This window comes from Acinetobacter sp. YH12251, from assembly GCF_013417465.1.
Taxonomy (GTDB): Bacteria; Pseudomonadota; Gammaproteobacteria; order Pseudomonadales; family Moraxellaceae; genus Acinetobacter; species Acinetobacter amyesii.
This window is the reverse complement of record NZ_VPDZ01000014.1, coordinates 29,200-44,151: the sequence shown is the minus strand read 5'-3', so window position 1 is coordinate 44,151 and position 14,952 is coordinate 29,200. Positions and strand designations below refer to the sequence as shown.

Below are 14,952 nucleotides of genomic sequence, written 5' to 3'. Positions count from 1 at the left end.
GGCCTATATATTTAAAATATATACTGATAATTCAGTATTTTATGTTTGAGTGAGTCACACTTTTTATGCACAATAATGTCTAAGCCCAATACAGCGCCAGAAATAATGAAAATCTGTACTTGGGTGTTTGAAATTTTATATTGGGGAAGTTGATGTACACTGCTGAATTGCTGGAAGAAGCACGCCGTTTTATGTTCCACATGTTAACAAAAGTGGTTGAATATGGTGGTTCTGATTTATTTATTACGGCAGATTTTCCACCAAGTATTAAACATCAAGGCATGATGAAACCCTTTGGGCAGCAAGCGCTTGATGCTGAGAAAACAAAGCTTTTCGCCTATAGTTTGATGAATGAGAAGCAGCGCAAAGAGTTTGAAAAAGAACTAGAATGTAACTTTGCGATTAGTGTGCCAAACGTTTCACGTTTTCGTGTCAATGTATTTCAGCAACAGTTACATGTAGGTATGGTCATTCGTACCATTAGCGCAGAAATTCCAAATTTTGAAAAGCTTAAATTACCGGCTTCGCTTAAGCACGTGATTATGGAAAAACGTGGTTTGGTTTTAGTGGTTGGCGGTACAGGTTCGGGGAAATCAACCTCTTTAGCGGCGCTGATTGATTATCGAAATGAAAATAGTGCAGGCCATATCATCACTGTTGAAGACCCAGTGGAATATGTTCATAAACATAAAAAATCTATGATTACGCATCGTGAAGTTGGTGTAGATAGTCATTCGTGGCATAACGCCTTAAAAAATACACTACGACAAGCGCCAGATGTGATTTTAATCGGTGAAATTCGTGACACCGAGACGATGGAACATGCGATTGCCTTTGCTGAAACAGGGCATTTATGTTTAGGTACGCTACATTCAAATAATGCCAATCAAACCCTAGATCGAATCATTAACTTTTTCCCAGAAGAGCGAAGAAATCAATTGCTTATGGATTTATCGAGCAATATGAAAGCGATTGTTTCGCAGCGTTTAATCCGGACTGAAGATGGTAAAGGACGCCGTGCAGCCGTTGAAATTATGTTAAACACGCCGCTTATTTCAGATTTGATTTTGAAAGGTGAGTTTCATGAATTAAAAGCGATCATGGCAAAATCTCGTGAACTTGGGATGCAAACTTTCGACCAAGCTTTATTTGATTTATATAATGACGGCGCAATTTCTTATGAAGAAGCCTTAAGAAATGCTGATTCAACCAATGAACTACGTTTGCAAATTAAACTGAAAAGTTCACGTGCAAATGGTACTTCAGCGGCTGCGCAATCGTTTAGTATGGTTGAAGAAAAGAAAGAAGAACCTGAAAGTACCGAAGTTTCGGAAGAAATATAAGCTGCATATTCATGCAAATGGTATATAAGCCAATTCAGCCATCATATTGAAATAAAAAAATCAGCCTGAGGGCTGATTTTTTAGATATTAGAAATATTTACAGGCCAGCTTCATATTGTTCGCTGGTCAATAAAGCATCTACATCAGCCATATTGTCTGGTTTAATTTTATAAATCCAGCCTTTGCTATAAGGCGCATCGTTTACAAAATCTGGATCATCTTCAAGGTCTGGATTGACTTCAACAACCACACCAGAAACCGGAGCATGAATATCAGAAGCGGTTTTTACCGACTCAACCACACCCGCTTGTTCGCCAGCAGTGATATGTTGACCAACATCTGGTGCTTCAACATAAACTAAATCACCCAATGCGTCTTGTGCATGATCAGAAATGCCTGTAACAACAAGGTCACCTTCAATTCGCACCCATTCATGTGTACTTGCGTACTTTAAATCTGAAGGATGATTCATTGATAACTCCTTAAATCCATTAAATTCATTTTTGGCATGAGTTATACATGCTTTTTACTTAAAACAAAAGACTTATAAGTACGGATCTTTACGCCAATTGCTTGGGCTACGACCACTCCAACGCTTAAAAGCACGGCTAAAATTGGCGACATCGCTATAGCCCAATTCATCAGCAATTTGCTCTAAGGTAAAATCAGTTCGTGACAGGAGCGAAGTAGCATGACGGTAGCGAACTTCGTCAACCAATGTTGAAAATGAAGTCCCTTCGGCAGCAAGTTGGCGTTTAAGGGTTCGATCGGACATGTGTAGCCGTTCAGCAACACTTTCGATACTTAGATAGTGCTGTTCGGAGTTGGTTAAAATGTCACGAACGCGCATGGCAATACGGTGACGTTCGCCCAAAGCTGAGAGTTCAGCTTCACATTGGTTAATCGCAATTTGACTGGCAATCGGGTCTGCATGGACCAATTTATTGGTTAAATATTGCTTATCAAAACTAAGTAAGAGATGTGGCTGATCAAATCTAAATTGGTGCCTTGGATATTTGGCAATAAACCGCTCAAAACCTTCAGGTTGAGGAAAATCAAAATCAATTTCACCAGCAGAATAATCCACACCGGTAATTGCTTTGCCCATGCTGATCATGCCAAAAATTAAGGCAATTGAAATTTCGGTACGTAAAGGCTCAATCGTAACGTCGGTTTGTAGTTGAACAGTAGCTTTGGTTCCAAATGTCGAGAAAAAAAGCTGTAAAAAGGGCATGCGTAACTGAATAAAACGGTTTGCCAAGACTAAGGCATCGGTTATGTCCTTCGCCGTCATGATGGCATAGCCAATAAAACCATGAATCGAGATGCGCATTTGGTTGCCTAAATGAAAACCTAATGTTGGCTCACCAGTTAAACGTAGTGCGTGCTCTACCAATTGATTGGCGATGGGTGTTGGAATACGGAAATCTGGTTCAGCCAATTGTTCGCTGTTTAATCCGAAGGGACTAAATAATGTCTCTGCAGTGTAGCCCCATCGAGAGACCACATCTAAAAGGAGCAATCCATATACTCCGGGAATACCCTGATCCTGACGGGAATTAATTGTTTTCATAGCGTTCCGTTGCAATGCGGGTTTTTCTTCTGTTCAAGCTTATATTGGCATGATTCTGTGTTGTATCCCACAAAAATTGTTGGACAAACTGACTAGGCTCAACTATTTATAGCGGCCTACCTTAGCGTTGTAAAGTAGGCCGTTAAGGATTAATTCGGTTTAAAATCTTTGGAAAAGACCACAATTTTGGTCGTAGACATATACAGAACGTCATTGTGCTGATTGAGCGCTTGCGTAACATAGGTCACAATGCCGCGGTCTGTCTTACTTTTCGACGGAGTAATTGCTGATATTTCAACTTCTACACGAATTTTATCCCCCGGACGTGTTGGGCGCGGCCAACGCAGACTTGACTCTGAGCCAATTAAGCCATAAGCCACAGGGAAACATTCAGTCCATAAGCGCATTGTTACAGCAGCAGTATGCCAACCACTTGCCGCTAGCCCTTGAAAGATCGGGTGTTGTTGGGCTTTGACTTCATCTGTATGAAATTCCTGAGGATCATAAGCGATGGCAAATTTTTTTATTTCTTCAACGGTCATTTCATATTCACGACTGCTAAAGTGATCACCAACTTTAAGGTCTTCCAGATACAGCATTTTCATCTTCCTTTGATTCTACTTTATGTTGTTCTATTAAAAATCCACCGGTTTGACGCTGCCACAAGTGTGCATAAATACCATTCAAAGCGACAAGCTCTTCATGGGTGCCTTGCTCAGCAATACGTCCTTGATCCAAGACAATCAATCGATCCATTTGCGCAATTGTTGAGAGTCGATGCGCAATGGCAATCACAGTTTTGCCTTGCATCAAATCATCTAAACTCGATTGAATCGCAGCTTCGACTTCTGAATCGAGCGCACTTGTGGCTTCATCTAAAATTAAAATTGGTGCGTCTTTTAAAAATACTCGAGCAATTGCAATACGTTGACGCTGACCGCCAGATAATTTAACACCACGTTCACCAACAAATGCGTCATAGCCACGTTGACCACGTAAATCGATCAATTGAGGAATGAATTCATCAGCTTTCGCTTTGCGTACTGCATCATACATTTCTTCATCAGTCGCATTCGGACGGCCATATTTAATATTTTCTTCAACCGTGCGATGCAATAACGAGGTGTCTTGGGTCACCAAAGCAATATTTTTTCTCAAGCTATCTTGGGTAATATCTTCTATATTTTGGCCATCAATCGAAATACGACCATGGTTGATATCGTAAAAGTGGAGTAAAAGTTGAATTAATGTCGATTTTCCGGCACCTGAACGCCCGACTATACCGATTTTTTCACCTGGTCGAATGGTTAAATTAAATTGATTGATGACCTTTTTATCATTATAAGCAAAACTGACATCTTCAAATTTAATTTCGCCTTGCTGTACTTTTAAGTCGGTTGCATCAGCTTTATCTTGAATATGAATCGGGCGGCCCATAGTCTTCATACCATCTTGAATTGTCCCGACATTTTCAAAAAGGGCAGACGTTTGCCACATCATAAACTCGGAAATACTACTGAGTTTTAAAATCATGGCGGTCGCTGCTGCAATGACCCCAAGCTCAGCTTGACCATCCATCCAAAGCCAAACAGCTGTTCCAAGTACACCACCATATAAAACTATGATCAGCAAATTCGTCGCGATATTGTATTTTGCTGCAAGACGCATTTGCTTATACACCGTCACCATAAACTCTTTCATAGAGGCTTTGGCATATTGGCTTTCGCGTCCTGCATGGGCAAACAATTTCACCGTTTGAATATTGGTGTAGGCATCGGTGACACGACCAGTCATTACTGCGCGTGCATTGGCTTGTTCATTTGAAATTTTGCTTAATTTTGGGATGAAATAGCATGCAGAACCAATAAATAAAGCCAGCCAAAGTAATAACGGAATAATTAACAGTGGCGATATAGCACCTAAAATCACGGTGATAGAAATCAGGTAAATGAAGACATAGGCCAACATGTCACCAAGAATAATCCAAAACTCACGTACAGCCAGTGAAGTTTGCATGACTTTGGCAGATAAACGACCTGCAAAGTCGTTATGGAAGAAATCTAAACTTTGTTTCAGTAATAAGTTATGAAATCTCCAACGTAGGCGCATTGGAAAGGTGCTATATAGAATCTGATGTTTAATAATGGTTTGAAGGCAAGAAAAGAAGATATTTGCCAATAAAATAAAGCTCAAAATGGTCAGATTGGTCTGGTGCTGCTGTAAAAAGGTTTCAGGTTGAGACTTACTGATCCAATTGACTAAATCGCCAATTTTGGAATAAAGCAATGCTTCAAAACTCGCTACACCAGCTGTACAGAGTACCAATAACAATAGGTATTTTTTTACGCCAGTCGCAGCTTGCCATACAAAGGGGAAAAATTTTGTCGGCAATGGTTTATTCAAGTCCTGTTCAGGATAAGCGTCAACTAAATTTTCAAACCATTTAAGCATGCAGATAACCTGAGAATTTTGCTGTAATTAATCTTTCTTTCTTCAGCTCTGAGTGTAATGGATTCGCTGGTTTTTCTCCATTTTGATTTGTTTATTTACTTAAAAGCTTGGCTGCAAAAGTTCATAGAATTAAAATGTACAACCCGATTACGACCTTGGCGTTTTGCTTCGTATAGAGCAATATCGGCTTGTTTAATTAACTGATCAAGTCTGGCGTGGTCAGGGTCAATTTTGGAAACACCAATGGAGATCGAAAATTTCAGCAATTGACCATCTATATAAAACTGGTATTGTTCCATTTTATGTCTTAACCGTTCAGCAATTTTTAATGCATCTTCTGGGACGGTATAAGGCAAAAGTACAATAAATTCTTCACCCCCGAAACGCGCCAATATATCGTAAAAACGCATTTCTTTCCGTGCAATTTCAGCAATTTGGCATAACACTTGATCGCCGACATCATGTCCGTATTGATCATTAATCGCTTTAAAATGATCGACATCAAAAATCAAAAGACTGGTACAGACCGTCATCGGGGTTTCTTGGATTTTTTTATTGGCGGCATGTACAAATTGGCGACGATTGCTTAACTGGGTCAATTCATCCGTATGGGCAATTTTGCGCAGGGTATGAAAGTTCCAGTCATCTAGCAGCGCTCTTAGAAACGTTTTACGAGAGTTGAGCGTAGAGTTCCAGCAGATATACATACTGAACAGCAGCACAGGAACGTACACCAATAAAAATATTGTAAAATCACCAAAATCATTAATGCGCCATGCGCCAAAAAGGATCGCTGCCGTGATCATGGCTGAGGTCATAATCGAAGGGCGAAAATGCACATGAATACTTAAATTACCCAATACGATCAAAATAATGGCGGCATATTGATAGCTATGCACCAGTTCATTTTTCGACTGAAGTAATATCTCAAACCAGAGGATTGCAGAAAGGCAAGTCGCTAGTGGTAATATTAAATCGAGCAATTTAATCTGTTTGATATATTTAAACAGAATATAATTCAGACTAAATGCAGCAATAATGGCAATGATACGAATTACACCTGAAAGCATTTCTACGTCTGGCAGGACATAGCGATCTGCCCAAAAATAGATTAAAAAAGCCAATTGAGCGAAATAGTTGACCTGCTTTAAATAGTCTTTCTGGTTATAGTACAAAAATTTGTAATAAGCATTTTTAAACTGTGCCGGAATACGTGCAATCGGGTCGGATAAAGCACGCTCAATACGGACACGATTCTCTAGGTCACATGCTTCTGCTTGTATGAGCGTATGTTTGGCAGAAGTGCGATTCATCGATTCTATGAGTAATTGTGATTCGTTTTTAACTGATTTCCGAGAAGGTTGATTGGGGCCTTCCATGATCAAGTTCCTATTTTAGAAGCGTTTTTATGCAACTGTTAACAAATAGTATCTAAAAATGTCTACATTTGTATAGTATTTGTTCTGATTTTTTAATTATATTTAGTTGTTTCGGATGAATTATATTTTTAAGGAATTGAGCGATTAGCGCATTTATCTGATTCGCTTTTATTCCTTGTATCGCATGATCTAAAGTAATTGCGGAAGTAGAGGGGGGTAACCGATAGCCCCATGTATATTCAAAAGCCATTGTGACTTTTTTAATTTGCAGAATTTCTTCTTTGAATATACATGGGGAGAGGAAAGTTTAGCTCTTAACTTTTATCGGCATTTGGTTGAACGAGGTCTTTAAAATCGGCACTAGAAGGGGCTTGATAGATTTTAAGACCAAACTCAGGTGTGATTGCAATCAGATGGTCAAAGATATCAGATTGAATCGCTTCATAATCTTTCCATGCAATTGTTTTACTAAAAGCATAAATCTCTAAAGGTATGCCTTCACTCGTGGGTTGTAACTGACGCACCAAAATCGTTTGGTGTTGGGCAATGCCTGAATGCTGTTGTAAGTAGAATTCTATATAGGCACGAAAGGTCCCAAGATTGGTTAAACGGCGCTGATTATATTTCGATTGATTTGAAAGTTGCTGATTAAACTGAGCAAGCTCTTCATGCTTATGATCAAGATATTGATCTAGCAATAAAAATTCTTTGAGTTTGTTTTGCTCATCCTGTGTCATGAAATGAATAGAGCTTTGATCAATATAAAGCGAGCGTTTGATGCGGCGCACACCTGACTGTGCCATACCACGCCAGTTTTTAAAGGTGTCAGTCACCAGTTTATTGGTTGGAATCGTGGTAAAGGTCTTATCAAAGTTCTGCACGGTAATGGTATGTAATGACATATCAATGACATCGCCATCCGCATTGAGCGAAGGCATCTCAATCCAGTCACCAATTCGCACCATGTCATAAGAAGAAATTTGTACCGAAGCCACCAGTGACAAAATGGTGTTCTGAAAAACCAACATGAGCACGGCCGCCATAGCACCAAAGCCTGCGAGTAATGTAAATACATCTTTTTTCAAGAAAGTACCTAAAATCATCAGGCCACAGACCAAAAAAATAATCAATTTGACCAACTGCAAATAGCCTTTAATCGGTTTGTTTCTAGATTTTGGATTACGTTGGTAAATCAGATTAAAAATATTCAGTAATTCAGAAATTGCCAAAGCAATGGTCAAGAAGATAAAAGCCTGACAAGCCATCTGAACGATTGAAATAAATTTCACAGATAAATGTGGGACTGTGGTTATGCCATTTAAGATCACAATTGCTGGAACAATGTTAGCAAAGCGTTTAATCACACTATGTTCTGACAAAATTTGACTATGGCTAAAGGCCATTTTAGAAACGAGCTTACGAATTCCACGCACCACGATTTGCTTGGCGATAAAATTTGCAATGATGGCAAAAATAATAATGAGACTGAGCGATGTCAGCATTTCTAACCAAGGGTATTGATCTGACCAATCTTGAATATTTTTAATGAACTGAAATTTTTCCAAAATTATCCTACTCTTATTGAAGTAAATGAAAGGCTTAATGATCAAACTATTGTAATTATGATGATTATATAAGCAATTTTATACTCGTAAACTTTACGGAGTTACGACATGTATAGTCCATAATGTTACTTATTTTGTGCTAAAAATGATTTTTTGAAGGTATAACCTAATTGATGAACTAAAATAAATAAATGTTGAGCTAAAAAAAGCCCCCTAATTAGGAGCTTCATTAGCGATATGAAATGCTTACCACATTAAATCATCAGGAATTACATAAGCTGCATATGGATCTTCTTCATCCGTGGTTTGCTCATTCACTTCAGAATTATTCACAATAATAAAGCCTTCCATTTTCGCATTAATACGGTCGGCTAATTCTTTTGGTAAAAAAGCATAGTTGCTATTTTCCCGTGCAATAACAAGACTGCCAGCAACAAGGGCATTATAAATTTGCTGATTGATATAAAGCTTTTTGATTTTGGCATCATCGATAAATTGATAGGTCGATTCGCCATCGGTATCACGAATTTTATGCTGATTAATCATTTGCATGATGGCAGCTTTTAATTCTTTTTCTTGCAAAACTGCTTTACGATCTTGCTCTAAAGCATGATCTTTGGCCATTTTCTGCTGCTGATCTTGCTCAATTTTCGCCTTGATTTCAGCATCTTTACTTTCACCAGTACGTTTTTCATGTACGGCTTGTTTAGACAATTTTTTTGCCTTTTTATTATCGACCAGACCTGCTTTAAGCAGTTGCGCCTGTAATGCATTTTTAACCATAATACGTTCCAACTAATCGTGTATATGTCGATAATGAAAATAGATGATCCAATATACTGCGCTCATGACTAAACTGAGTGCGGCAGGAATCAGGAATGCGTTTAATTTTAAATAAGGATAAAGCCAACTGGCAAGTATGCCACCAACGATAAATCCCGCCAAAATTAATAAATGTAAGACCACACGTTTAGACTCAACCGGAAGTCCACGGGCTTTATAACCCAAAGCCAAACCTAAGTCCGTCAAAACACCAGAAAGGTGTGTGGTACGAATAATGGTACCTTTATAGTGGCTAACCATTGCATTTTGTACACCCATCGCCACACATGCCCAAAGCAAAGCGTAACGTGGAAAATAAGGCAATAGTAGCCAACATAGGACAATAAAAAAAGCCACCAAGCTTAATGGGACGCCATAACGTCTGGTTAAGCTAAAGTGACTATTTCCAAGAATAAGCCCACTATAAAATGAGCCAATCACATAACAGAGTAAGACTAAAATTAAATAAATAATCGTATTTGGCTGCCATGCAATGAAGGCCATGGCTAACATACTGACATTACCCGTCATGTGAGATACCGACTGGTGCAAGATGGTCACCAGTCCAAGTACATTAATCATTCCTGCATTCACTGCGAGGAAAAAAGCACCCAGTTGTATCCAAAGCGGTAAAGTCTGTAAAGGCATGGCCTCGCCTTAAAAAGTATCCAATATCAGGATATTATCTTAAACCACGGTCTACTGCAGCTGTAAATAATACGTCAGTCGAAGAGTTTAAAGCGGTTTCAGTTGAATCTTGAAGTACGCTAATAACCATACCAATGGCTACAACTTGCATCGCGATATCGCTTGAAATACCAAACAGGCCACAAGCCACTGGAATAAGTAATAATGAACCACCAGCAACACCTGAAGCACCACATGCAGAAACGGTAGCAACGACTGATAAAATCAACATTGTGCTGAAATCAACAGAAATGCCCAAAGTATGAACTGCTGCTAGTGTGAGGACTGTAATTGTGACCGATGCACCTGCCATATTGACAGTTGCACCTAAAGGAATCGCTACGCTTGCAGTTGACTCTGGTACACCAAGACGCTTTGCAAGGTCTAAGTTAACTGGAATGTTTGCAGCGGAACTACGTGTAAAGAATGCAGTGATACCACTTTCACGTAGACATTGGAAAACCAATGGGAACGGGTTTGAGCGAGTCATAAATGCCACCATTAGTGGGTTAATGACCAAAGCTACAAAGAACATGGTACCGAGTAATACCGCAAGTAAGTGCGCATAACTAACAAGCGTTTTTAGACCTGAGTCGGCAAATGTAACAGCAACCAAACCGAAGATACCAATAGGTGCAAAGTTAATCACTAAACGGATCACTTTATTCACTGCATCAGCAGCGTCAGATAAAAAGACTTTGGTGTTCTCTGATGCATGACGAAATGCAATACCTAAGGCAACAGCCCAAGCCAAAATACCAATGAAATTTGCTTCAGAAATTGCTGTAACAGGGTTTGCGACAAAACTTAATAATAAGTTTTTCAATATTTCAGCAAGACTGCCTGGCGGCACAAGGTTTTCTGCAGCAACATCAAGAATTAATGTACTAGGGAATAAAAGGCTTGCTACTACTGAACTTAAAGCAGCAAGGAACATACCAATAGCGTACATCAATATAATTGGTTTAATGTATGCATTACTGCTACCCACTTTGAAATTTGCAATGGATGACAGCACAAGTACAAAGACCAGTATCGGTGCTACGGATTTCAATGCCTTAATGAATAAATCACCAAGCAAACTTAAATAGGGTGCAACGCCTGGAGCAACAACAGCAACCAATACACCTAAAATAATGGCGATAATAATTCGGGTTACTAAACTCAAGCGTGTAAATGCTGAAAACATAGGAGAGCCTTGTCAGAATTACAATGACAAAATGATGAAAATTAGCCCTGTATTTTATACGAAAATGTCGAATGCTTAAAAAATAATTTAATTTAAAAATAAACCTTTGTTTTTTATAGTCTATTTTTGTGTATTAAAATGTAAACCCTTCAAAACTCACTGTTTATCAAATTCGCATTGATTAAACAGTGAGCTAATAGGCCTTTAAATTTGGTACTCAGAACTGGCTGTCGCAAGCTCTGTAACGGCTTGATAGTGGGTGAGAAAAATTTGACCACTCAAATGCGTGAGTAGTTTTGAGTGCTGCAATTTGTCCATGACAGGGCCTTTGACCTCGGAAAAATGCAGTCGAATATCTAATTTTGATAATTCAGCATTTAAATCTTCCAACATTTCTAAGGCACTGAGGTCAATTGAACTGACGCTTGAGCAGTTGATAACAACATGTTCTAGGTCAATATTTTCACTGACTTCATTGATCAGGAAACCTTTAAGCGTATTGGCATTTAAAAACGAGATATTTTCATCTATACGGAGCGAGAGAATATGTGGTGCGGTATAGACATGATGGCGCTGTACATTGCGGAAGTGCTGTGTGCCCTCGACTAAACCGATCACCGCAATATGTGGACGACTGATGCGCCATAACAACAGAATAAAGGTAGAAATGATGCCAATAATGAGACCTGTAGAAATATCGATACACACCACACCGAAAAAGGTCACCCACATCGCAATCCCGTCAGCTTTTGAATAACGCCATGTATCCACAAAAGGTTTAAAGTCGACTAATTTCCAAATGGAAACAATAATTGTGGCCGCCAAAATGACTAAAGGTAAGTCTTGGAAAAAACTAGTGAAGTAGAGACTGACAACGATAATCAGCAATGACGACAACACGCCAGCCATCGGTGTTTTCGCACCTGCATCTGCATTAACCACTGTACGCGATAAGCTACCCGTCACTGGAAAGGCAGAGCTAACCCCTGCGCTTAGATTGGCTAAACCTAAAGCGATCAACTCTTGGTTACTATTGAGTTGGCTGCGTTGTTGTAAGGCAGTGGCTTGGGCGATAGACAGTGACTCAACAAAACTGATCATGGCAATCATTGTTGCACCGGGCAGTAAGGTTTGTACCAGTTCCCAGTTCCAATGTGGAAAGCTTAAGGGTGGAAATCCTGAAGGAATTTCACCGACGGTTTTAATCCCGACATTTTGCAGGTCAAATAACATCACCGATGCAATCGAGATCACCACTAATATCAGTGGCAGTGCTTTACTTAGAAAGGCCGTAGAGCCGAATCTAGATTGAATTGATTGAGTGGCCAATATTTTCGGCACATAGATTAAAAACAGTATGGCAAGCACACCAAAAATGAGTGAAGCGAAGTGAGTCAAACTCAGGTATTCCCACAAACTTAAAACAAACTCAGGGATGTTGTTGGCTTTTAGCGGGACATCGACAAGAAACTTAAACTGACCGAGCGCAATGAGCAGAGCCGAGGCAATAATGAAGCTTTTAATGACAGGATGACTGATCAGCTGAATTAAAAAACCAAAACGTAGCACACCTAGCAGCAGAGAAATCAGCCCGACCATCAAAGCCAAAAGTGTAGCGGCTTCAATATAAACAGGCGAACCGACTTCAAACAGCGGATTGAGCGTGGCGAAGGTCATCATCGAAATGATTGCCACAGGGCCTATCGATAAGGTTGAGCTTCCACCAATGAGGGCGTACACAATCATCGGTAAAATACTGGCATATAAACCCATGATTGGAGGTAAACCTGCCAGCATGGAATAGGCCATACCTTGAGGAACCAACATGGCAATCACGATCAGCGAAGCAAGTACATCAGATTTAAATTTCACAGTGCTGTAGTGCTGTAACCACTGCCAAGCAGGAAATTTCTGTAAGATATGAGGTTTTAAATCTGACATAAACTTATCTAAATCACAATTTCATATATATTATGCATAAAAAATGCTAAGAAGTCTTGTGCAATAAATTGACCGTGCAATTTCGCTGTTTATTTACGGGATATGTAAGAAACCATCATTCTAAATGAATTAATGAAAAGTATGAGCTGATTTAAAGCTTTGGATATTCGATATAAATATAGATATTGAAATTTTGAAGAAGTCTGGAGGGTAAATTTAGATATTGAATTGCTGTCCATTGCGATAATTCATCTATAGTGGTGCAAGAACAGCATGTCTGGCTTGAAATTTTAAAATAACTGAGTGTTATTTATAAGATTGGTTGCAATACAATTGGTAAAGAGTATTGAGAACTTGAACTAAATTTGCATCTTTAATTGAATAATAAATTTGCTTACCATCACGACGCGTAGTCACAACATCACTTTTACGTAACATCATCAGTTGTTGTGAGAGGGTTGGCTGTTTAATATCAGTGATTTCTTCAATCTGAGACACATTCAATTCTTGCTGTGCTAGATGACATAAAATTAGTAGACGATCCGTATTTGCCAGCGACTTTAAAACGCCCACGACTAATTCGGCAGAATCACGCATAGTAGTGATTTCCAGATCGATATTCATTGGATATGTCCATACGATTAACAACAGCTCAAGTATACGGATATCACGGCTTAATACATTGAATAAATAAGACAATTTCTATGGTTTTTTATGAAATCAAATATCATTAATTTTTATAAGTTTAAATTTAGTTAATCAGTTAAATTTATTGCTTGATTTTAGTGCAAGCTTTCACAAAATGCACATAAATATAAGACATTAGCTTAAAAAATCATGCACACTTTGAAAATAATTGTATCATCTAAAGATCGTATTCAATAAATACACAAGGGATAAATAGTCATGACAACAGATTCAGCTTTTCCAGCAACGAGTAATTTAGGTATCGCAGTATATAGTAATAACGCTGAAGCGATTGGTAATACACCTTTAGTTCGTATTAATCGTGCGATTCAGTCAGAAGCAACGGTCTTGGCGAAAGTTGAAAGCCGTAACCCAGCATTTTCTGTGAAATGTCGTGTGGGTGCAGCTCTCATTGCAGATGCAGAAGAAAAAGGTTTATTAAAACCGGGTATGCATATTGTAGAACCTACAAGTGGTAATACAGGGATTGCCTTGGCATTTGTTGCAGCAGCGAAAGGTTATGCAATTACATTAACCATGCCAGCAAGTATGAGTATCGAACGCCGTAAGGTGTTGAAGTCTTTTGGTGCAAATCTCGTATTGACTGAACCTGCTAAAGGCATGAAAGGTGCAGTCGAAGAAGCACAGCGCCTCGTTGCCGAACATCCTGAAACGTATTATTTACCACAACAATTTGAAAACCCTGCAAACCCTAAAATTCATGAATTGACCACTGGCCCAGAAATTTGGGAAGCGACCGGTGGTAAAGTGGATATTTTAGTTTCAGGCGTAGGTACAGGCGGTACGATTTCGGGCATTTCAAGTTATTTTGAAAAAGTGAAAAATCAGCCGCTTTATTCTGTTGCGGTAGAACCTGCTGAATCTCCGATTATTGCCCAAGCGAAAAAAGGCGAAACACTGACTCCTGGGCCGCATAAAATTCAGGGGATTGGAGCTAACTTTATTCCGGGTAACTTAGATCTAGACCTTGTTGATGAAGTGATCGGAATTGAAAGTGCTGAAGCAATTGAGTGGGCGCGTAAAACGGCTACTCATGACGGTATTTTAGTGGGTATCTCTAGTGGCGCGGCAATGGCAGCTGCGGCAAAACTTGCTGCACGTCCTGAGAATGCAGGCAAAACCATTGTGGTCATTTTACCGGATGGTGGTGAACGTTACCTTTCTTCAGTTTTATTTGAAGATATTAGTGCTGACTAATAATTCTGACATGAAAAAAAGCCCGTTCATTTGAATGGGCTTTTTTATTGATGATTTTGCTATTTATAAGTGTCTTAAGCCGCGTCTTGATCATCGT

At 39.2% G+C, this 14,952-nt stretch carries 13 protein-coding genes; 2 read left to right on the top strand and 11 right to left on the bottom strand.

Going from position 1 to position 14,952, the window contains the following annotated elements; translation table 11 throughout:
* Nucleotides 1–152 precede the first annotated feature (152 nt).
* Entirely contained in the window at nucleotides 153–1,343 is a 1,191-nt protein-coding gene (locus FTV27_RS12715) for a PilT/PilU family type 4a pilus ATPase (RefSeq protein WP_180078864.1), read from the top strand.
* Nucleotides 1,344–1,440: 97 nt separating this feature from the next.
* On the opposite strand, the gene gcvH is transcribed toward FTV27_RS12715, so the two are convergent.
* From gcvH to FTV27_RS12660, 11 genes are all read right to left on the bottom strand, one after another.
* On the bottom strand, nucleotides 1,441–1,815 hold the full coding sequence (gene gcvH, locus FTV27_RS12710; RefSeq protein ID WP_078193810.1) for a glycine cleavage system protein GcvH: 375 nt from the start codon (nucleotides 1,813–1,815) through the stop codon (nucleotides 1,441–1,443).
* 72 nt (nucleotides 1,816–1,887) lie between these two features.
* Entirely contained in the window at nucleotides 1,888–2,916 is a 1,029-nt protein-coding gene (locus FTV27_RS12705; protein WP_078190954.1) for an AraC family transcriptional regulator, read from the bottom strand.
* Nucleotides 2,917–3,065: 149 nt separating this feature from the next.
* A complete protein-coding gene (locus tag FTV27_RS12700) occupies nucleotides 3,066–3,515 on the bottom strand; it encodes a MaoC family dehydratase (protein ID WP_180023633.1) in 450 nt (149 codons plus the stop codon).
* Nucleotides 3,493–5,367 carry an ABC transporter ATP-binding protein gene (locus tag FTV27_RS12695; protein ID WP_180078862.1) on the bottom strand — a complete coding sequence of 625 codons (1,875 nt, stop codon included), beginning with the start codon at nucleotides 5,365–5,367 and terminating at the stop codon, nucleotides 3,493–3,495. The genes FTV27_RS12700 and FTV27_RS12695 overlap by 23 nt, the downstream gene beginning before the upstream one ends.
* A 95-nt stretch (nucleotides 5,368–5,462) precedes the next feature.
* Nucleotides 5,463–6,746 (bottom strand): GGDEF domain-containing protein, encoded by a 1,284-nt coding sequence (locus FTV27_RS12690; protein WP_249748525.1) that lies wholly within the window; start codon nucleotides 6,744–6,746, stop codon nucleotides 5,463–5,465.
* Nucleotides 6,747–7,060: 314 nt separating this feature from the next.
* Nucleotides 7,061–8,311 carry a mechanosensitive ion channel family protein gene (locus tag FTV27_RS12685; RefSeq protein WP_180078860.1) on the bottom strand — a complete coding sequence of 417 codons (1,251 nt, stop codon included), beginning with the start codon at nucleotides 8,309–8,311 and terminating at the stop codon, nucleotides 7,061–7,063.
* Between the two features lie 246 nt (nucleotides 8,312–8,557).
* Nucleotides 8,558–9,094 carry a DUF2058 domain-containing protein gene (locus tag FTV27_RS12680; protein WP_168377529.1) on the bottom strand — a complete coding sequence of 179 codons (537 nt, stop codon included), beginning with the start codon at nucleotides 9,092–9,094 and terminating at the stop codon, nucleotides 8,558–8,560.
* 12 nt (nucleotides 9,095–9,106) lie between these two features.
* Complete coding sequence (locus FTV27_RS12675) at nucleotides 9,107–9,781, bottom strand: YoaK family protein (RefSeq protein ID WP_078193804.1); 675 nt, start codon at nucleotides 9,779–9,781, stop codon at nucleotides 9,107–9,109.
* A gap of 34 nt (nucleotides 9,782–9,815) precedes the next feature.
* The gene (gene sstT, locus FTV27_RS12670) at nucleotides 9,816–11,009 is read right to left on the bottom strand and encodes a serine/threonine transporter SstT (protein ID WP_078193803.1); all 1,194 of its coding nucleotides are present in this window, start codon (nucleotides 11,007–11,009) and stop codon (nucleotides 9,816–9,818) included.
* A 204-nt stretch (nucleotides 11,010–11,213) separates the two neighbouring features.
* Nucleotides 11,214–12,950 (bottom strand): SulP family inorganic anion transporter, encoded by a 1,737-nt coding sequence (locus FTV27_RS12665; protein WP_180078858.1) that lies wholly within the window; start codon nucleotides 12,948–12,950, stop codon nucleotides 11,214–11,216.
* A gap of 306 nt (nucleotides 12,951–13,256) precedes the next feature.
* Complete coding sequence (locus FTV27_RS12660; RefSeq protein WP_180078856.1) at nucleotides 13,257–13,574, bottom strand: helix-turn-helix transcriptional regulator; 318 nt, start codon at nucleotides 13,572–13,574, stop codon at nucleotides 13,257–13,259.
* 282 nt (nucleotides 13,575–13,856) lie between these two features.
* Here FTV27_RS12660 and cysK point away from each other — a divergent pair, with 282 nt between their 5' ends.
* A complete protein-coding gene (gene cysK / locus FTV27_RS12655; RefSeq protein ID WP_111884368.1) occupies nucleotides 13,857–14,855 on the top strand; it encodes a cysteine synthase A in 999 nt (332 codons plus the stop codon).
* Nucleotides 14,856–14,952 lie beyond the last annotated feature (97 nt).